Below are 18,840 nucleotides of genomic sequence, written 5' to 3' on the forward strand. Positions count from 1 at the left end.
TCCACGGAACCTTCGAATCAGACATGGCCCTGACATACGGTCAGCGTAACCGGCCGCTTACGGAGCGGCCCCATTGGTTAGGTGGCCCGTGAGAATCTCAGCACGCCGCACCATACTTGTTCCTGCGGCAGCGTTCCTGCTGTCCGCAGCCGTAGCCGGACCCGCCTTAGCCGACGACGAGACACCGCCGCCCGCATCTTCGTCGGTATCGACACCCGCCGATGACGACGTCCTCAACACCTCTCCGCCGGAGCAGCCTGAGGAAGACCTCACCGAGGTCCCTGCTGATGAGGTGGACAAGCAGCCGGAAGAGCCCGCGTCCGAGGCCAAGCCCCCGCTTCCCGGGGATCTGCCGGCGGCTGTCGACTGCGCTCCGGCTCACGGTGTTTACATTCCTACCAAGCAGGGTCGCAAGTACCACCGGGCGGTGGGCCCGACCAACTCGAACTACAACAACACGTCCAGGACCGCCAAGTCGACGTTCACGTCGGAGGTCACAGGCGAGGTCGGTGTCGCCGTCACCGGCAAGCTGGAGACATCCGTGGGTACGCTGCTCGCCAAGGTCAAGGCCAAGTACGAGGTAAGTGTGTCGGCCAAGCTGACGGCCAAGCTGGGGAACTCCATCTCAGTGGACACGCCGTCCCACAAGACCACCCACGCGACGTACGGCGTCTGGCGGCTCAAGCACACCGGCAAGAGCTACTGGCTTCACGCCAACTGCACCACCACACCCGAGCACACCGTGACCAGCTACTCGCCCTTCCGCGTAGGCTGGTACCTGTGGGAAAGCTGACCCCTCTCGCATCCGCGACCGCCTTGACCGCCGTAGCAATTCTCGCTGCCGGCTGCAGCAGCGATGACGGCCACGCATCCGGCACCAGCCACAAGACCTCACCTCGCCCCTCGTCCTCGTCGGCGCACGCGCCGACCAATGGCCGCGCCGAACACATCCCCGGTGAAACGGTGACCAAGGCACCGGTGCTGCCGGACGGCGAAGTCGTCGCTCAAGCCGTGAACGCCAGTGGCAACCGGGAGATGGACGTCAAAGGCGGTCTCAAGAGCGGCCCGCTTGCAATTCTTGTGAACTGCAAGGGCCACGGTAAGTTGACCGTTGAGGTCAAACCGGTTGGAATGAGCTTCCCGCTTGAATGCGCTGCCGGAGAAGTCAGCAGTACATACAACCAGCTGGACCTGAAGAAACCACGGGAACAGGGGACGGTAAGCGTGACCGCACCATCCACCGTCCGATGGGCAATCACGGTCGGCCGCTAACCGGCTAGCCGCACGGGCTCGGAGGCCCCGCACGGGAGCGCCCGTGAACGCCTCTGAGCCCGCGCAGGCGCTCGGAATCTCCGAGCGCATGGTAAACGGTAAGTGGTGGGGAGCTGAAGCGGCCCCGCCGGCGAGACGTGCGAGCGGCACAGGCATAGTCAAAAGGCGCTGGCAGCCGCAGGCGCGGGAAGACGAAAGCGAGGCAGAAGGCTGCCTCCACCATCGGCCTGGCCGTCTCTACCCCCGCCCGGTTCGAGTTCCCTCTGCTCCGGGCACGACCAACGACGCCGGCATCCGCGGCATCACCCAGGCCGGACCGTCCAAGTACACCGACCAGCTGTTCACCGCCTGGGAACAGGTGCCACCAAGCAGCACTCCAGCAGATCGCGGCCGACGACGACACGAAGGTACTTTCGCGCGAACTAGCCGCGCACACGGCCTGGGCGTGGAGTTCACCGGCTGCAGCCCATCGAGATCGAACTGTAGGCTCGGCCAGCACAAACGCCTCGTCCCCGGCATTCCATCTGCCGGGGACGAGGCGCTTCGCAACCCACGGAAGGTTTCCTCGTCAGTCGGTCGGCTCGCCCCTTAGCCCAGCCGGTCCCTCCAGGCCCCTCGTTCTCATGCCCTCGGTCAATCACTGCGCCTCCGATACGGCCCGGGCGAGCGCGGCGATCAACGAAGACGCGGCGTGTTACAGGAAGGAATTGATCAATAGAGCGACACGTGCTCGGGCAAGTCGCCGGCATAGGGGGTTTACTTACGCAGAAGCCCACGTCCGCCCGATGTACTTTTTGCTGTCACCCTTCACGGCATAGAAGTCAAGGTAGACCTGTGTCCCCTCAGCCAGGTTATGCGTGGACCAGGGCGAGCAGTAGGGCGCGCCATGTCCTCGGGTCGTTGCTCCCGGACCGAAGGGGTCCAACGGTGAGCCGTCCGAGAGGTATTCATAGACTTCGATGCCCCAACCGTCGGCCTTGTTGTCGCAGATGAGGACGGAGTCGCCGGGGGAGCAGGAACCCGGATCCTGGTTCCAGTAGCCGTATCCGTAGGAGCCGATGTTGAACATGTCACCGGAAGGAGGGCACGTAACACTCGGCGTACCGGCATCGGCATGCGCAGCGAGGGGGATGGCAGTGGTCGCTATCGCCATGATGCCCGTGGCGATGATTCTTGCCAGTTGACGCTTCAAGTTATCCTCCGCAGCCCGAAAAGGAGATCATCAGCGAGATGATCTTCTTGCCTCAGACTGCGGTGCACTAGCGTGAATTCGGCCATACTATGACCCGAATTGTCACCTAATCACACTTGCTGGTTTCTGGGTGGGGCCGAGAGGAGGGAGCGGCTTATTGTCGCGTCGCGTGAGAGGCGAAGCAGCCCACGGCCCCGCTGAGTGCCCGACCCCGAAGCGGTCTGCGCGAACCCTGACCACGTGGCCGTCGAAGAGTCACCGGCCAAGCCCCGCCACTATCCCAAGGGCTGGGACGCGGCCGGCGAGGCGCGCGTCGAGCAGGTGCCGCTACGGGCCTATAGCGGTGCGTACGCTGTCGAGGGGGCCTGGTGGTCGGGCTCGTTTGTTGTGAGCGGTACGAGACATCTGGAGAGCCGCCTGCTGCCACCTGCCCCGCTCGGTCACACAGTTCCTGCTTCAGTCGCCGCATCAGGGTACTTTGCCGTCGGAGGGGTTCGAGTGCCCGGGATGCGCATGACTGCCTCGGTCCCCTGGCCCTCGGCGGCCTGCAGTGTTACCGTGCCGCCGGCTTGTTGAACAGCCTTCGCCACAATGGCCAGGCCGAGGCCGCTACCGGGCAGGCTGCGGGCCGTCGGTGAGCGCCAGAAGCGGTCGAACACATGCGGCAGTTCGTCGGCGGGAATTCCCGGCCCTTGATCGCGTACAGTGAGTCGACCGTCGCGGATCTGAAGACTAACCGTGGCCCCTGAGGGCGAGAACTTTACAGCGTTGTCCAACAGGTTTACCACGGCTCGCTCGAGAGCAGCGGGATCGGATGAGACGTACCATTCCTCGAGCTCGCTGATGATCTCAAGCCCGCCCCCTCGCAGTTTCGCCCGCTCTAGGGCACGTTGGGCCACCTCGTGCAGGGCGACAACAGGAAGGGGCGCCTCACTGGGTTTGGTGTCAGGCCGAGAAAGTTCCTGCAGATCAGCAATCAGGGCGGCAAGTTCTCCCACTTGAGAGTCAACGGAGCGAAGCAGGTCATTCATCGCTCCTTCAGGAATCTTCCGGCCTGAAGTGTGGCTCCGGATCAGAAGTTGGACGTTCGCTCGCAGGGAGGTAAGGGGGGTACGCAACTCGTGCCCGGCGTCAGCGATGAGCTGCTGTTGGCGCTCTCGCGAGATAGCCAGCGCTTCGGTCATCTCGTTGAAACTCTTGGAAAGCCGGGCGATCTCGTCTCGCGCTTGAACAGGAATCCGTACGGTGAGGTCCTGGGTACGTGCGATGTGTTCGGCGACACTAGTAAGATCTTGCACTGGACGCAGTCCAGCCCGGCTGATCCAGAACCCTGCCGTGGCAGCGCCGACGACCCCAACCCCAGCAACAACGAGAAGAAATAGCGCGAGGTTGTTCAAAGGTTCTTCGACGGCGCTCAATGATTGTGCGATGGAAATCGAATATTGCCCCGACACACCTGAAGGCATATCGGGGTGTGTCGTCCAAACCCGCATCTTCTGACCGTCTGAACTGCTGGCATCATGCAATGCTGACTCAAGTACGCCGCGGGCAACAGCAATGTCACTTTCGGCGACACCGAACTTTTGGCTGCCAGGAGCGACGCAGACCGTTCCATCGGCAGTGACGACCTGGACAATGTATGACGTAGGTGTCTCATTACGCTGTCCCGTCTCAGGTAGATCCCTACCGCACAGACTCAAAAGCTGTTGAACGTAACGCGGCGAAGCCTCAACGTTCTGCAGGCTGCTATCCAGTTGGTCGGTCAGCTGCTGCCTGGTGATCAACCACGAGGCGACGGCGACAGCACTAATAGCCACTGCCACGGATATGCCAGCAGCCAGGCCAAGCCTCAACCGGAGACTCAAACGCCGAAACACATTTCTCATTTCAGTCGGTCCCCCTGGTTCTCAGTCCTTGCCAGTCAGAGACGGCCGCTACATCATGTCAGCCGTCCGGTCTCAGCGACCTGCGAGCCTACGAGGCCGCACCGTTCAGGTTCCGCGTGGCATGGCAGCAGTGTGCGGGACCAAGATGAAAACGTCCTGAAAAAAGCTCGGTCGATGCATCGGAGACTGAACGCACGCGGGATCGAGCAGGCTGCCGCGACCGGGACGACGAACGCCTTGAAGCCCGCTTTCTACGCCATGCTGCAGGAACCTGCCGCCGCAGCCGCACCGACCCGACAGGGGGCAACGCCCTGTTGCCATCGGCCAGCATCTGGCCGAGGCAGGTCGACGAGTTTGCGTTCGTCCTGACACGAGCCCTCAGTGGGGCCGATCTGGGCTGCTCGTTGAGTCTGCCAACCCGGCGCTGGATATTCGCGATCGACGCTCGACCTTCTCTGCACCAACGCGGTGTCTGAAGGTGCCCGATGAGGGATCCACACGCTCGGCATGGAGAAGGTAACCGGCGACCTGGCGTCCTGACCGAAGCCACGACACTCACCGGCTGCCACACTACTGCCCGAAGATCCCCGACCACGTCCGGGCTGCCATGCCCCGCTGCAGAAGGCGTCGTCGCGTGCCAGGGCCCGGTAGGTACAGGGCGCGATTACGGGCGAACTGGTCGCAGTGCAGCAGCACCGCCCGTTCCGCCCCGGCTGCGGCCCACTCGTGCTGGGCGAGATCCTCAGCGCCTTGTCCCGACCAGTCCAGATGGGTACGTCTGTCAGGCGACCAAGGCGCCGGTGCGGTCCGCGAACTCGCGCAGACCTTCGATGCGGGTCGGCCCGTACAGCAGACCAGCGGTCAGCGTCCGCAGAGCGGGCCGCCTCACCTCCTGCGGCGCCTCCTGCTCGACCCTGCGCAGCGCAGCGAACGTCTGTTTGCTGTCGCCGAGTGCGTTCCACATCCGGGCGACGTCAGTCCACGCCCGCGCCCGCCGCTCCGCCGTCGGCATCCGGTCCACATTCAGCCGGGCGGCGACCTCGACCGCCCTGTCCGGAGTCCCGAGTGCGTTCAGCAGGCTGATCCGGTAGGCGTCGACCTGCGTACGGGTGGCCTCCATCGTGAACAGGCCCGGCACCGCTGGATGCCTGCTCGTCTCCTGCTCGGCTTCCTCCAGCAGTGACAGAGCCGTTGTCCGGTCCCGGCTGGTCGCCGCCGAGTACGCACCGGTCAGCAGCAGCGTCGTACGCACGGCACCGGTGTGGTCACGGGCAGCGTCCAGGTCCGCGGCCTCCTTGGTCAGCAGGTGCACTGCGGCCGTGGACCGGCCCGAGCGGCGCATGGCGATATCCAGCTGCCGGGACGCCTCCCCGACGGCCACAGGGATGCCGCTGCAGCGAGCGGCCGCCAGCGCCCGGTCGGCCGCCACCCACGCCGCGTCCGAGTGCTGCTTGATGGCGAGTTCGGCTGCCAGCACGTACGAGCGGGCCAGTGCCATGTCCGCCTTCTCACGAGCCCGCCCAATCACCGCAGCACCTCGACGATCTCCCGCAGGGCACAGCCGGCCATCTCCGGGTCATGGACGAGCGTCTCGGGCCAGCACGGACGCAACGTGACCCCCTGCTGACACGCCGTCGACCGGTGTGCGAAGCTGCTGATCACAAGGGAGGGGTGCGGCAGTGGGGCGGGAGCGTACGGCGGGCGGGCGACGGCGGCACAGCACGATCGGCGCCACCCAGGCCGCGTTGACGGTGTTGGTGGTGGGCGGAGTGGCCCTGGGAGCGCTGCTGCTGCACCCCGACACGGGTCTGTTAGCCAAGGGCCGCGGGCCGCTCGGCGGCAATCCCGTCCTCGTGGTCGGCCTCGCCCTGCTGTCGCTCCTTGGCGGCTTGGGGCTGCGCGAGAAGTACCGGGAGCAGGTCGGCGCTGCCCGGGAACTCAACCCGGTGGAACAGCGGTTGGTTGACGGCGTGAGCCGCGTCCTGCTGGGCGCGCCGCTGGTCGTCCCGTTGCTCGTCCTGGTCCTGCACCACTTCGGTTCGTCCGGCAGCAGCCACGGGAGCGGGCACGAGTCGTTACCGCTTCCCAGCCCGCGGCTAGACCCGGTACCCACCCTGCCACCTGCACAGCATTCCGGGCACGCTGGCGACAGTACGCACTTCGGGCTGACGCGCATCCTGCCCGGTCTCGGCATCGCCCTCCTTGTCGTGGTCGTCGTGATCGCCGGGCTGCATCTGTGGCGGCATCTGGCCCGGCCGCCGGCGCCCGAGGCCCCGGCGAAGTACGCGACGCTCGACGACGAGCAGGAACGCCTGGCCCAGGCCGTAAACATTGGGCGCCGTGCCCTGCTGGACGGAACCGACGCCCGCGCAGCCGTCATCGCCTGCTATGCCGCCATGGAGGAGTCGCTCGCCGCCTCCGGCGTAACCCGGCGCGCCTCGGACAGCCCGCGGGAGTTGCTGGAGCGGGCCGTCGCCGGCGGCCTGCCCACGGAGGCGGCCGCCGCCGCGCTCACCGCCCTGTTCCGCGAGGCCCGTTACTCCACGCACCCGATGGACGGCAGCCACCGCGGCCGGGCCGCGGCCGCGCTCGCCGAGATAGCCGACGGCCTGCGCTCGCGGACGTCTGGACCCGAAGCCGTGACCGGTACCTCGTGAAGACGCCTACCCGGATCCGCGCCATCGTCAACTCCGTGCTCAAGACGCCCGGTTCGGTACGCCACTCGCTGGCCGTTCTGGGCACCGTCGTGGTCGCGGCCGAAGTGCTGCTCGCCCTGGCCGACGGTGCCGCCGCGGCCGCCACCGGCCTCGCCCTCATCACCGCAGTCGGTCTGGCCCTGGGGCGCTACGCCGCGGGCGGCGCCGCCCAGGACAGCGGCTATCGCAGGCCGGTGCGCCTGCTGGACAGCCGGGCCCCGGCGCTCGGCGGGTGGCAGCGCATCGTGGCCAAGACCCTCGCGGACGACGGCGAAGCGCACTTCGACACCGTCATGCGGCCGCAGTTGCAGCGGCTGTTCGCCGCCCGGCTGGCCGAACGGCACGGCGTGGCGATGTACCGGAACCCGCAGCGGGCCCGGGCGTTGGTCGGAGTCGACCTGTGGCCGTGGATCGATCCCGAGGCGACAGCTCCGCAGCCCACTCTCGGCGAGCCCGTCCTACGCTCCCTGCTCGACCGCTTGGAAGCCCTGTGACCGGTGGCGCTGCGGCCGACCCCGCAGCCCGCGCATCCCGACCCCATCCTGTGAGGAATCGACCGTGACCAGCCCGCAACCCGCTCCGGACCACGACACCCTGACTCCCCGACAGGCGGGCGAAAGGGCCGCGGCCGTGCTCGACGAGATCCGTACGGCCGTGGTCGGCAAGGCGGAACCGCTGGCGCTGGTGATGCTCGGCATCCTCGCCGGCGGCCACGTCCTCATCGAGGACCTGCCGGGACTCGGGAAGACACTGCTGGCACGCTCCTTCGCCACCACTCTCGGCCTGGACTTCCGCCGCATCCAGTTCACCCCGGACCTGTTGCCCTCCGACGTCACCGGAGCTCCGTTCTACGACCAACGGACCGCCGACATGGTCTTCCGGCCCGGACCGGTCTTCACCCACCTGCTGCTCGCTGACGAGATCAACCGTACCCCGCCCAAGACCCAGGCCGCGCTGCTGGAGGCGATGGCCGAGTCCCAGGTGTCCATCGACGGAAGTACCCGGTCGCTGCCGAAGCCCTTCGTGGTCGTCGCCACCGCCAACCCCATCGAGTACGAGGGCACGTACACCCTGCCCGAGGCCCAGCTCGACCGGTTCCTGCTGCGGGTTCGTATGGGCTATCTGGAGGCATCCGAGGAGGCAGGCATGCTACGCGCGCGTGTCGATCGGGTGGCGCCCGAGGCTGTGCTGCGCACGCTCAGCGGTCCGGGCGAGGTGCTGGCCATGCGGGCCGCCGTCGAACGCGTCGAGGTGGACGACGACCTGCTGGAGTACGTCGTCGCGCTGGTCCGCGCCACCCGAGCCCACCCGCATATTCAGGTCGGCGCCTCTCCGCGCGGCGGACTGGCCCTGGTGCAGCTCGCCCGTGCCCGTGCTGTCCTGGACCTGCGGGACTACGTGACCCCGGAGGACGTCAAGTCCGTGGCGGTGCCTGCCCTCGCGCACCGCGTCACCCTCAAGCCAGAGCTGTGGGTCCGGCAGATCGACGGCGACGACGTGATGCGCGAGATCGTGCAATCCGTGCGCGCCCCGCAGACTTTGCCGCGCACGCCGATCGCGTCATGAGGGAGCCTGTGCCGGCCCGCAGAGCGGCCGCCGCCGTTCAACGGGCCCTGGACGGCCGCCAAGACGTGACCGCCGAACCCCCGCCGCCATCTCCGCCCGGCTGGCGCGCGGGTGAACGTGCATTGCGGCTGGGCACGTTGGCCGTCGTCGCGCTGGTCGCCGCGCTGGTCACCGGGCGACCCTGGGTGTTTGCTCTCGGCACCGCGCCCCTGGTGCTGCTCGCCCTCGCCCTGCGAAGCGGGCCGCGCCCGGAGGTGGTGACGGCCGAGGCCGAGGTGGAGCCGCGGCGCTGTTTCGAGGGCGAGCAGGTGACGGTGCGGATTGCGGTGGCTTACGACGGTGAGCCCGGCCGCCTGGACCCCGGCGTCACCCTCGGTCACGGGGTTCGGCTCGACCACCTCGCGGTCGGCCCGCACCGCGTCGATCTCGTCCTGACCGTGCAGCGCTGGGGCCGCTGGACGCTCGGCACGGTCGACGTCGACGTCTACGACCGCGGCGGGCTGGCCCGGCGCACCGTGCGGGCCGATCTCGGTGAGATCGCCGTCTTTCCGCTGCCCGGACACGCCGGCCTCACGCCGATCCCGGTCCGGCTGCCGCAACGGCTGGGCGAGCACACCACCGTGCAGCGCGGCGAGGGCGTCGAGGTCACCGGCGTGCACCCCTATGTGCGCGGCGAACGGCAGCGGCGGATTCACTGGCCGGCCACCACCCGCCGCGGCACCCTGCAGGTCCACCAGTTCGCCACGGAGCGCACCGCCGACACCGTGGTGCTGCTGGACGCACTCGCCGACGTGGTCGATCCGGTGACCGGCGCGTCCTCGCTCGACGAGACCTTCCGGGCCGCTGCCGGGCTGGTCCGCGCCTACCTGCGTACCCACGACCGGGTCGGCGTCGTGTCGGTCGGTGGAGCGACTCGCTGGCTGCAACCGGCCAGCGGCCAGGGGTACTTCTACCGCATCGCCGAGAGTGTGCTGGAGGTCCGCAAGGACCGCGCGTACCGTACGGAGGGACTCAGCCTGCTTCCACCGCCCGCGTTGCCCGAAGGCGCGCTGGTGTACGTCATCACGCCGCTGACCGACCAGCGGATTTTCGACATCCTGCACCAGGTGCGCGGACGGGCCAACCCGATGGTCGTGGTCGAGATCCCCACCGGCGAGCCGGTCCTGGAACCCGGCGACATCGAAGGTGAACTCGCGCTGCGGCTGTGGCGGGCTGACCGCAACGCCATGCGCTTCGCCCTGATGGAACGCGGCATCGCGGTCGTCGCCCACCGGCCCGGCGAGACCCTCGACCTCGCCCTTGCGCCGCTGCTGCGCACCCGCATCCACGGAGGGACCCGATGACCACCACCCCCGCCCGGATCGCCCGGCCAGGCCCGCGCCCCGCCGGGAGCCGAGCCGCCCGGCTCATCGCACGTCTCACCTCCCGCATCACCGACCGCCTGCTCGGAACGGCCCTGGCCCTCGCCGCCTGCAACCCGCCGGCCGCCCTGCACGCACCACTGCTGGTCAGGGTGCTGGTCCTGGGGGCGGCGACAGCAGCGTGGTGGGCCGCTCCGATGGTCGACGCGCGCCCCGTCTTGACCTCCATGCGCTGGCGGACCCTCGCGGCCCGCCGCAGGACGACCGTGCTGCCAGCCGCGGCGATCGGGGTCGCCGCGGCCACCGACCCCGCGGTCTGGCTGGTCGTCTGCATCGCCACCCTGCTGCTTGCCTACCTGCTCGTAACCGACGCCTGGACAACTGGTGTCACCGCCCCACCCGGCCCCCCGCAGGCGACACCCGCACTGGCGGCCGCCGCCGCGACCGCAGTGGTACTGCTCACCGCCCAAGCGCCGGTCGCAAGCACCTCATGGGCACGTCTGCCCGCCTCACTCGCCATCGCCGCGACCACGGTCTGCCTGGTACTGACGCTGCGCACCCGCCGCAGCCCGCCCGGCTGACCGCCGAGACCACTGACGGGTTTGGCGCTTATCTCGGCGACACCCCAAAGAATCCGCTCCCGCCGCGGACCGCGCCGCCGGCGTCCGGCCAAGCTCCATGCAGACAAGGGGTACGACTACGACCACCTGCGGAAATGGCTTCGCGAGCGTCGCATCCGCCACCGCATCGCCCGCAAGGGCATCGAGTCGTCCACGCGGCTCGGCCGACACCGCTGGGTTGTCGAGAGAACGGTCTCCTGGCTGACCGGATGCCGAAGCTGCACCGTCGCTACGAGCGAAAGGCGGAGCACTCCCTGGCCTTCGTCGGCATCGCCGCAGCCCTCATCAGGCACCGCCGAATCACCAACTGAAACGGCGTCTGAGTGGGTGAGGACGCAGGGCTCCAGACGGAGAATGAGCCTTTTCCACCCTCACTCTGAGCTGGTCAGATGAAGGGTGAGGACGGCTTGGACGAGGCTGGTGATGACCTGCGCGTTCATCCCGTGCTTCTTGTGCTTGCCGGAGTAGAACGGCCGGTCCGCGGCAATGCGGTCGATCGGCAGGAGCGTGCCGTCCAGGGTCAGGTACGCCTTCACCGATGCGGTCCGCACCGTCTCGGTGAGGCTGGGGGCGAGAGCGGCCAGGAGCTCGACCCCCCGGTGACATAGCGGTAGGCCGTCGTGGTGCCGACGTCGAACCCGGCGGCGAGCTGGGCATACGTGTGTCCGGCGAGGGTGAGCAGGGCCTGGCGGCCGGCGGTCAGGCGCCGCCACCGGGAGCCGATCGTGCGGCGGTGCCGCCGCAACTGCTGCGTGAGGAAGCGGAGGGCAGAGCTGGACACGTCGATGCCCGACGGGTAGACAAGCACGGAAGCCTCTGGTGGAGACGGTTCTCTTGGTCGAAAACCCATCTACCAGGGGCTTCACCACGTTCTCAGCCCAACTGCCGTCCTCCAAACGCAGGTTGGAAAAGCCTCACTGCCGCATCCTGGCCGCCCAGTCGTGCCGGTCCCATACGCCCTACGGCACTCGTGCGCTCCGTGGCGGGTGTCCTATTTCTCGCCGGCATTCCGAACGCCGGTGATCGTGGAACGTTCCCGGAAGCCGCAAACAACCGTTCTTGGAGATGACCTCCGCAGCCACTATGTGTCTCTTCACAGCGGCGGCCCCGGCCGGGGACGCCCCTCGCACCACTCGGCACAGGGCTTCTCGCGCTGGACGCGATCCGGCAGCTCAGGCGTGATGGTGCGTAGCCCGATGGACGACCTGCACGAGAATTGCCCGTGGCCTCCTCCGACAGCCCCGACGACTACAGACCGCGCATCCACCCAGGTGTGCTCATGTCCAGCTCGGGGACAGTCCGTTAGGGTCTCCGTACGGCACTGGCCGGCCAGTGAAGGCGTCCAGGAGGAGGCGGCCAGCGAGCGGCTTCCGCAGCTCCACCTTCATGCTCTGTTCGATCATTTCGGCGGTGCACGGGCCGCTTCGGGCGCCGGCGACGGATGCATACAGCACTACGCTCTGGTCAGTCTCCAGCGCCTTGACGACGGGGCCGTCGTCGCAGGATCCGTGTGTGGCCTTCACGGTGATGGATCGGCCGTCTGCCGCCGTCCCGGCCAGCCGGGCGACGCTCCTGAGGCCGTCGGCAGAGCCTTGCCGAGTCTCTCCGATCGGCGGCCTGGGAAGCTTTGACGGGGTGACGGCGACCCGTTTGAGCGGGGTGTCGTAGCTCTCCAGCGTGAACAGCCATGCGGGCACCGTTGCCTTGCCTCGACTCGTCACGATCGTTGTTGTGCCGAGCCGTGCCCCCGTCACGGTCAGCCGGGGACCATCACTGCGATTGAGGGCGAACGACTGGTACGCCTTCTTGGCATCGACCAGTGGGCGGGTGAGAGGCCTTCCGGTTCCCCAGTCCACCTTCCCGTGGGCGGCGGCGGTGCTGGGCAGGTTGCCGCGTAGGACGAAGTTCTTCGTCTCGTAGGCGTGCTCGTCTGGCTTGCTGTGCCAGCCGGATTCCGGCTTCTGCATCACGTCGGCCATCGGGTAGTAACCCTGGTTCCAGGCAGCGGCGGCCGCAGATGCGCGCCATGCGTCGGCTACTTGTCGGGCGCGTTCCTCCTGCTTGCGCAGCGATTGATCGTTCACATGACCATCGTCGGTGCGCTGGTCGTTGCCGCAGCCGGCAAGGAGGCAGGTGCTCAGGAGCGGTGCCAGCAGCAGGCCGGCGAGGCGCTTCGCGTGCGTGTGCATGGAGTCCTCTTTAGTGCGGTCGACGGCGGATTCCGATGGGGAGTGTGGCGCGGGGATTCTTCAGCGCCCAGCACTGATCCCGCTCCACACCTTCGACGCGGAGGGGCGCCGCCGGGTTCACTCACGGTCTTCCTCGCCGCCTGCTGCATCCCTGTCCCTGCCGCAGGCGGCGAGAAATGGTGCGTGGCCTAGTAGATCTTCAGGCCTTCCCAGGAGAGCACCTTGTATACCGGCTCGTAAAAGCTGGAACGGTCCGCTTGGCTGTCGGTATCCCCGCAGGGCCGGTCGGCATAGCTGCCGCCGGACAGGATGCCCAGAGCCGTCTCATCGCTGAAGAGAGGTCCTCCGCTGTCACCATGCACCGAGCAGTTACTCGCCTCGATCATGTGGTGAAGCGTGATGCCGTCGGTGTAGGTGACCGTCGCGTCGGTTGCCAACACCATGCCCACCAGGTCCTGGCTCATGGTCCCCACGCGCTTCACCTTCTCCCCCTCGAACGCACCGGCGGCGCGCGAGATCTGCCCTTCCGAGCCGTCCTTGTACTGGATCGTCCCGTACGGCGTGACGTTGCTGTTGGTGTACTCCACCACCCCGTAGTCGGACTGGTTCGTGTCATTCCCGTAGACCCAGTCGGCGGCCCTTCCGAGGGGAATGTCTCCGCTGCGGCGGTGCCAGGTGACAGCGCCGTCTCCCATGCAGTGGCCGGCGGTGAGCATGTACTTCTTGCCGCTGGCATTCTGCACGTTGAACCCTGCGGTGCAGGTGGTGATCCAGTCCGTCCCGCCCGAGGTGTATTCCGATGTGATACCCACGCCGCCGCGCATGGTGTAGGCGGTCGATTCGATCTTGCCAGCGTGTTCGGTTATGTCGACCGCGTCTCCGTATCCGGAAACGGCCTTCTCAATTCGAGACCTGTCGGCGTCGGAAACCCCGGCGTAGATCTTTACTTCCACCCGGTTGCTGCTTGGGTCGATACTCCAGGCAGTGTCGGGTATCCGCGTCAGTTGATCCAGTTTCGCCTTGGCAGAGCTGAGCTCGGCCGTGCTGTGCGGGACGACCTCCGCTACCGCCCCAGCGCTTCGCACGGTTTCTGCCGCGGCCTGATCGGTAACGGCGACAACGAGTCGGTCGTTCCGGTAGTAAATGCCGGCTGTGCGCTTGCTACCCAACTGATTCGCGATCGCCGCCGCCTTGGCGGGATCGGTCAGCGGTGCCGGGACTGCTTGGGCGGCGGTCATGGTGGTCAGGATGAGAACCCCGCCGACCGCCCCCGCGACTAACCCCCGGTACGCATGACGTCTTCGCACGTGTACTCCTTTTCGAAATTGAACTGCCTTCCCGGTGATCGACGGGTTCGAGCGAGACTCACGACAACAGATGACCAATGAGTGAATTGGACATGACAATTCCGCTTATTGGTGCATGTTGGCTTGAATTCACGCGCTGCGGCCGGAACAGTCTCCGCGAAAAGCGTCTTGGCCCCGCCATCCGTATGTGACTGATGGCGAGGCCAAGACGTTCCCAGAAGCCACAGTTCGATGCCGATGTCCTCGATGTCGGTGAACTCCCACGCCCAGCCGTGGGCGGGCGTTGTTGGCGCGGAAGTACATCTGCGCGAGGCCCTCGGCCGCGATCTGCTGGAGCTGCTTCTCGGTGGCGCCCTGCCCCCGGGCGGTGAACGAGCGGTCCGCTAACTCAAGCGGCAGGGCCTGAGTGATGTCGCGGATCCGGGCGTCGTTGGTGGTACCCGGCGTGGCCGTGAACCCGAACCGCGCGCGGGTGTAGACGACCAGGCCGCCCGTGGACGCGGCCCGCTTCTTCGCCTTCGCGCGGTTCTGCGGCTGCCACCACCACTTGACCTCACGCTTCATACGCTCGCGCAGGTCGCGTCGGGGCCGCTTGAACTTGCCCGCGACGTACCGCTCCACGGTGCGCCGGGACACCCCGAGGGCATCCGCGGCGGCCTTGGTGCCCTTGAGCTACTTGACCAGGTACTTCATCTGCGCCTGAGCGCTCTGCGGGATAGGGTGAACGACCCCTCCAGCGCGGCATCAAGGCTGTCCCCGATCGAGTCGGCCATGACCTGCTACTCCCCTTCTCCGGCGCTCTGGTCGGTCTTGATGAGGTTGGCGATGTTGAAGACCTCGCCGCGCTCCTCGAACATCTGCTCCGCCCACAGGACGGTCTGGGTGCCCTGGTGCTTGACCATGCCGGGCGAGACCCCGAGCCGGAATGTGCCGGGCACGGGCTTGCCCCCGGGCGAGTGCGGCAGGACGTCCAACGGGGACGGTCCGGGCGAGGGGTAGACGATGGCGTCGGTGCCGATCGCGACCGGGTACAGGTCGGCGGCGGCCGCCGTCTTCATCAGCTTGCGGTGCAGACCGACGCGTTGGGTCGCGAGCACGGCGGCCCGGATGTCGGGGCGCCACGTCTCCCGCTTCAGCGCCGGGTAGGGCTCGTAGTACGGCACCTGGCCCCGGCTGCGCTGGCGCAACTTCCCGATGGCACCCTTCGCCGTCGCCTTGATCGCGGTCTCTAGCAGCGCCATCGTCGGGTCGACCTGCTTGCGCCGCGCCATCGCCTCGAGGAACTCCTGGCCGGCGAGGTCGGTGGTGACGCCCATGTCCGCCATCGTCTCCACGTACGCGTCGCGCAGCCGCTTGTACCAGGGGTCCAGGTAGCGGCCGGCCTGGCTGCGCACGTACGCCTCGATCGGAGCGACGTCGAAGCCGAGCTCCACCGCGTAGGCGACGGTGGGCGTGGCGTACCAGGCCGGGCCCTCGGGCCTCTCGCCCTTCGGCGTGAACGGGCTCGGGAGCCGGTCTGCGTCGACGGTGCGGCCGTTGATCTGGACCCGGGACAGGTCAACGTGGGACAGGTCGACCAGCCACGAGCCGGGCAGCGCCGCGTCGAACTGCGGGGTGCCCGTCAGGTGGGTGGGTCCGTTCAGTCCGACGGTGAGTCCGTTCGGGCGGCGGCGAAGCTCATGTTGAGGTCGACGACGACCAGGTACGGGTTCGCGCACTCCTCATCGGTCAGCGGCCGGCACCAGTCGTAGGGCTCCTCCATCAGCATCTCGGCCGGGGTGCGCAGGTGGTGCCGGGCGAACTTGCCCTTGAGGATCGGGTGTTCGTCGGGGACCTCGCACTCCACCATGGGGTAGAGCTGGGTGAGCGCGTCGTCGTTGAAGGTTCGCTTGAACTCGCCGGTGTCCGGGTCCTTCTCAGCGCGGGTCGGCGGGCGCAGCGCGGTCATCAGCTCCAGGCCGGTCGTCGCGGTGCTGCCCCGCGGCGTCGTCACCCTGGCCGCGTACAGGCCGAGATACCGGGCGAGGTCGGCCGGGTGCATCGTCGGCAGCTGCGGGTCGTCCTTCTTGTCCCACTCGCGGGCGTCCAGCGCGTTCCAGGGCAGGATGCACAGCTGGACGCAGCGCCGCCTCGAGCCCTCCGGGTCGCGGTAGACCCGGGCCCACGGTCCGAAGCCGCGCTGGGTGAGCTGGAGTCCGGCCCGCTCGATCTGCTTGACCACCTTGTGGCCGGCCGCCAGTCGGCCCGCGCGCTGCTCCTCCTGCGACAGAGCGGCGGGCAGGCCGTAGCGCTCCAGCGCAGACGCGGTGAGGACGAGGATCGGGTCGGCGTCGCGGCCGTTGCGGTGCAACCGGGCCTGCCCGAGGCGGGCCTCGGCCAGCGTCCAGTCGACCAGCGCCGGGATGCTCTTGGCGGGCACGTCCAAGATCAGGCCGCCGACGCAATACGCCGACACCTGCCCGCCCTCGCAATCGATCACCGCGAGCGGCCCATTCTCGAAGCGCGGGTCGGCGGCGGCCGCCACCGTGGTCTTCTTCGCCGCCGCCTTCTTCGCTCCCAGATGCCGCAACGACGCATCGGGCCGGGTGGTGCTGCTCGCCGCCTTCGGGCGGGACGGCGGGGCTGCGGCGCTAGCGGGAGCCGGGACAGGCTCCGGGGCCGGGCCGGTGAACACCTCCGGGACCGCTGGCGCCGGGGCCGCGGGCGCGTCGGCAGTCGGAGCAGGGAAGCGGGCAGCGAGGCCCTCGAGGAGCCGGGCGTACGCGGCGCGCTTTGGCGGCCGCGGCTCGGTCACGCCCGACTCCCAGTTCCCGATGGTCTCCCGTCGGCTCCTCAGGGCCTTCGCGACCTGTTCCTGGCTCAGTCCGGCAGCTTCGCGCAGGCGCTTGCGTTCCGCGGGCGAGGGGAGATCGTCCTGGGCGACCTCTGTCAACAGCGCATCGACGGCGCTGAACAGCTCGTCCTCAGTTGGCACAGAACTCACCTCCATGCCACACACTACCCTCAATCGCACACTGGATTTAGCACTGAATTTCACATGGATTGCTCATTGCGGCTGTCGTCTGCCAAGCGAGCGTGGAAGCGGATGAGGCTGGAAGCCCCGTGGAAGACCTGGCCCCCTGCACCGTGCTCCCGGCCCGCGAGAGCGAGGACGCCCTGGGGCGCGTAATCCTGCCTGCGGCCACCAGCGAGCGCCGTGCCCCAGGACCGTCCGGTCTTGGTGTGTCAACGCTCTTTGAAATTTGGCTCCCGCGGGTAGCCGGACGTCAGTGTCAGGGCGTCAGGTCGAGGACCCGGACCGGCTCACCGATCCACCGTTCGGGGGCGGTGGTGGCGATGATCGCCCCATCGGGGCGGTCCGGAGTCGGCTGGGCTGCGTACTGGCAGTGCGCCGCCGCCCAGGTGTCGTGCCGGGCCACGGCCAAGGCGGCCGGGAGGTCCAGGTCGAGCACCGTGATGCCCGGCAGCGCGGCGAGGTGTTCCGCCGCGCCCGGCCGGGCACGGTCGGCTTCGACCAGCGCGCACGCGGGGCCGAACAGGTACCAGCCGGCCTGGGCGTGGGCGCGGTGGATGAGGCGCGAGGCGAGAACGTTGCCCTGGCCGGCCGCGGCCATAGCGGTCTCGTCCAGGACGATGTGCATGGCGTCGCTCACCGGGCGGCCGCCTGGGCCAGGCGGCGGTCCAGCTCACTGTCGAGGTCCTGCTCCTCAGCGGAGGTCGGCGCGTAGCCGTTCCACTCCTTCAACGCGGCCCGGGCCTGCTCCGCCCGCGCGGCACGCTCGTCCGGGGTGAGCAGGGTCTCGGCGAGCCGAGCCAGGTAGGCGCGCAGCGACATGCCCTCCGCCGCCGCTATGGCCGCGAGCCGGTCACGCGCTTCCTCGGGAATGCGCACATTGGCGTCAGGCATCATCGGCTCCCATCCACACGCTCAGGGTACGGGTACGTACCCGTACCCATACTAGGTGCGGCGTCGAATCCAGTCAGGAGCCTGTTGCGTGGCTGGAACCAGTGCAATGCTGCCGCCAGCGGTGATCCTCGATCCTCGGGGGGCGCCGCCCTGGCTCACCCAGGTCACCCCGGCGCGGGCCGCGCCGTCCCTCCCGGCCTCCCCACGGGAGGGCCGACGGCTGCACAGGCCAGTAAGGCGAGGGGCTCCGGTACCTGCACCCGCCGGCCCGCCCGTTGATCACTTAGGCAGATTGGCTTCGGTTGCACGGCGGAGGACGTCCGCACACGTAGGACACGGGAGCAGCGGGTGTTCGGCGAGAACGATCAACGAGTGACGTACTTCTCTGCTCAGCTGGAAGAGCCGGCGGCTGGCCTGCCCGCCTTCATAGGCGGACAGGCGGAAGAGCTGGACGGCCTGTTCGTCGCGGACATCGGCGAAGCTGTCCGGGAGCCCAGCGAGCAGCTCGAAGTCCCGTTTGCTGGTCGCCGCCTCAGCCACCGTCCTCACAGGCAGAGCGTCGAATTGCGCGGTCGGCACCGAGGAGTCGATGACGACGGCATGGGCGGCCAGGGCTGCGAAAATCTCCATCAGCCGCTCGCCCACCACGGTGTCGATGCCCCAGGTCCGCAGGTTCTCGTGCCGGTCAGCCTTCCGCCCTGGCTCCTGGTCCACCAGCGGCAGCAGGACACGGCCCAGGTGAGCGCAGCGACGCCATAGCGTGTCGGGATCCGAGGTCACAGTGGTTCCTCTCTCCGGCGAGTGGAACACCCGCGGCCGAGCGCCGACAGACCTACGCAGCCTT

General features: G+C 68.1%; 16 protein-coding genes and 3 pseudogenes. 8 read left to right on the plus strand and 11 right to left on the minus strand.

Features of this window, described 5'->3' with window-relative positions; translation table 11 throughout:
- Nucleotides 1–427 precede the first annotated feature (427 nt).
- Nucleotides 428–793 (plus strand): hypothetical protein, encoded by a 366-nt coding sequence (locus JK359_RS36795; RefSeq protein ID WP_201843990.1) that lies wholly within the window; start codon nucleotides 428–430, stop codon nucleotides 791–793.
- A complete protein-coding gene (locus JK359_RS39630; RefSeq protein ID WP_236679032.1) occupies nucleotides 781–1,272 on the plus strand; it encodes a hypothetical protein in 492 nt (163 codons plus the stop codon). The genes JK359_RS36795 and JK359_RS39630 overlap by 13 nt, the downstream gene beginning before the upstream one ends.
- 760 nt (nucleotides 1,273–2,032) lie before the next feature.
- Here JK359_RS39630 and JK359_RS36805 read toward each other — a convergent pair.
- The 3 genes from JK359_RS36805 to JK359_RS36815 form a co-directional block, all read right to left on the minus strand.
- On the minus strand, nucleotides 2,033–2,464 hold the full coding sequence (locus JK359_RS36805) for a hypothetical protein (protein WP_201843991.1): 432 nt from the start codon (nucleotides 2,462–2,464) through the stop codon (nucleotides 2,033–2,035).
- Between the two features lie 440 nt (nucleotides 2,465–2,904).
- The gene (locus JK359_RS36810; protein WP_307788444.1) at nucleotides 2,905–4,317 is read right to left on the minus strand and encodes a sensor histidine kinase; all 1,413 of its coding nucleotides are present in this window, start codon (nucleotides 4,315–4,317) and stop codon (nucleotides 2,905–2,907) included.
- 814 nt (nucleotides 4,318–5,131) lie between these two features.
- Nucleotides 5,132–5,848, minus strand: a complete 717-nt coding sequence (locus tag JK359_RS36815) for an XRE family transcriptional regulator (RefSeq protein WP_236679033.1) — start codon at nucleotides 5,846–5,848, stop codon at nucleotides 5,132–5,134.
- A 181-nt stretch (nucleotides 5,849–6,029) separates the two neighbouring features.
- Between JK359_RS36815 and JK359_RS36820 the strand changes: the two genes are divergently transcribed.
- The 6 genes and pseudogenes from JK359_RS36820 to JK359_RS36845 form a co-directional block, all read left to right on the plus strand.
- Nucleotides 6,030–7,007, plus strand: a complete 978-nt coding sequence (locus JK359_RS36820; RefSeq protein WP_201843993.1) for a DUF4129 domain-containing protein — start codon at nucleotides 6,030–6,032, stop codon at nucleotides 7,005–7,007.
- Complete coding sequence (locus tag JK359_RS36825; protein ID WP_201843994.1) at nucleotides 7,004–7,540, plus strand: hypothetical protein; 537 nt, start codon at nucleotides 7,004–7,006, stop codon at nucleotides 7,538–7,540. Before JK359_RS36820 ends, JK359_RS36825 begins: the two co-directional genes overlap by 4 nt.
- A 64-nt stretch (nucleotides 7,541–7,604) precedes the next feature.
- Nucleotides 7,605–8,612 carry an AAA family ATPase gene (locus JK359_RS36830; protein WP_201843995.1) on the plus strand — a complete coding sequence of 336 codons (1,008 nt, stop codon included), beginning with the start codon at nucleotides 7,605–7,607 and terminating at the stop codon, nucleotides 8,610–8,612.
- The gene (locus JK359_RS36835; RefSeq protein WP_201843996.1) at nucleotides 8,609–9,955 is read left to right on the plus strand and encodes a DUF58 domain-containing protein; all 1,347 of its coding nucleotides are present in this window, start codon (nucleotides 8,609–8,611) and stop codon (nucleotides 9,953–9,955) included. Before JK359_RS36830 ends, JK359_RS36835 begins: the two co-directional genes overlap by 4 nt.
- The gene (locus tag JK359_RS36840; protein ID WP_201843997.1) at nucleotides 9,952–10,554 is read left to right on the plus strand and encodes a hypothetical protein; all 603 of its coding nucleotides are present in this window, start codon (nucleotides 9,952–9,954) and stop codon (nucleotides 10,552–10,554) included. The genes JK359_RS36835 and JK359_RS36840 overlap by 4 nt, the downstream gene beginning before the upstream one ends.
- A gap of 27 nt (nucleotides 10,555–10,581) precedes the next feature.
- Nucleotides 10,582–10,904, plus strand: a pseudogene (locus JK359_RS36845) (transposase); the annotation flags it as partial.
- Nucleotides 10,905–11,015: 111 nt separating this feature from the next.
- Here JK359_RS36845 and JK359_RS36850 read toward each other — a convergent pair.
- The 8 genes and pseudogenes from JK359_RS36850 to JK359_RS36885 form a co-directional block, all read right to left on the minus strand.
- A pseudogene (locus JK359_RS36850) lies at nucleotides 11,016–11,401 on the minus strand (transposase family protein); the annotation flags it as partial.
- 469 nt (nucleotides 11,402–11,870) lie between these two features.
- Nucleotides 11,871–12,782 carry a hypothetical protein gene (locus tag JK359_RS36855; protein ID WP_201843998.1) on the minus strand — a complete coding sequence of 304 codons (912 nt, stop codon included), beginning with the start codon at nucleotides 12,780–12,782 and terminating at the stop codon, nucleotides 11,871–11,873.
- Between the two features lie 188 nt (nucleotides 12,783–12,970).
- Complete coding sequence (locus JK359_RS36860; protein WP_201843999.1) at nucleotides 12,971–14,020, minus strand: S1 family peptidase; 1,050 nt, start codon at nucleotides 14,018–14,020, stop codon at nucleotides 12,971–12,973.
- A gap of 198 nt (nucleotides 14,021–14,218) precedes the next feature.
- Nucleotides 14,219–14,710, minus strand: a complete 492-nt coding sequence (gene tpg / locus JK359_RS36865) for a telomere-protecting terminal protein Tpg (RefSeq protein ID WP_236679034.1) — start codon at nucleotides 14,708–14,710, stop codon at nucleotides 14,219–14,221.
- Nucleotides 14,711–14,868: 158 nt separating this feature from the next.
- Nucleotides 14,869–17,078 (minus strand): annotated as a pseudogene (tap, locus tag JK359_RS36870) (telomere-associated protein Tap).
- Nucleotides 17,079–17,361: 283 nt separating this feature from the next.
- Entirely contained in the window at nucleotides 17,362–17,730 is a 369-nt protein-coding gene (locus JK359_RS36875; RefSeq protein ID WP_201844014.1) for a PIN domain-containing protein, read from the minus strand.
- 8 nt (nucleotides 17,731–17,738) lie between these two features.
- A complete protein-coding gene (locus JK359_RS36880; protein WP_201844000.1) occupies nucleotides 17,739–17,996 on the minus strand; it encodes a hypothetical protein in 258 nt (85 codons plus the stop codon).
- A gap of 279 nt (nucleotides 17,997–18,275) precedes the next feature.
- Nucleotides 18,276–18,776, minus strand: a complete 501-nt coding sequence (locus tag JK359_RS36885) for a hypothetical protein (RefSeq protein ID WP_201844001.1) — start codon at nucleotides 18,774–18,776, stop codon at nucleotides 18,276–18,278.
- Nucleotides 18,777–18,840 lie beyond the last annotated feature (64 nt).

It is taken from the genome of Streptomyces actinomycinicus, from assembly GCF_016741775.1.
Taxonomy (GTDB): domain Bacteria; phylum Actinomycetota; class Actinomycetes; order Streptomycetales; family Streptomycetaceae; genus Streptomyces; species Streptomyces actinomycinicus.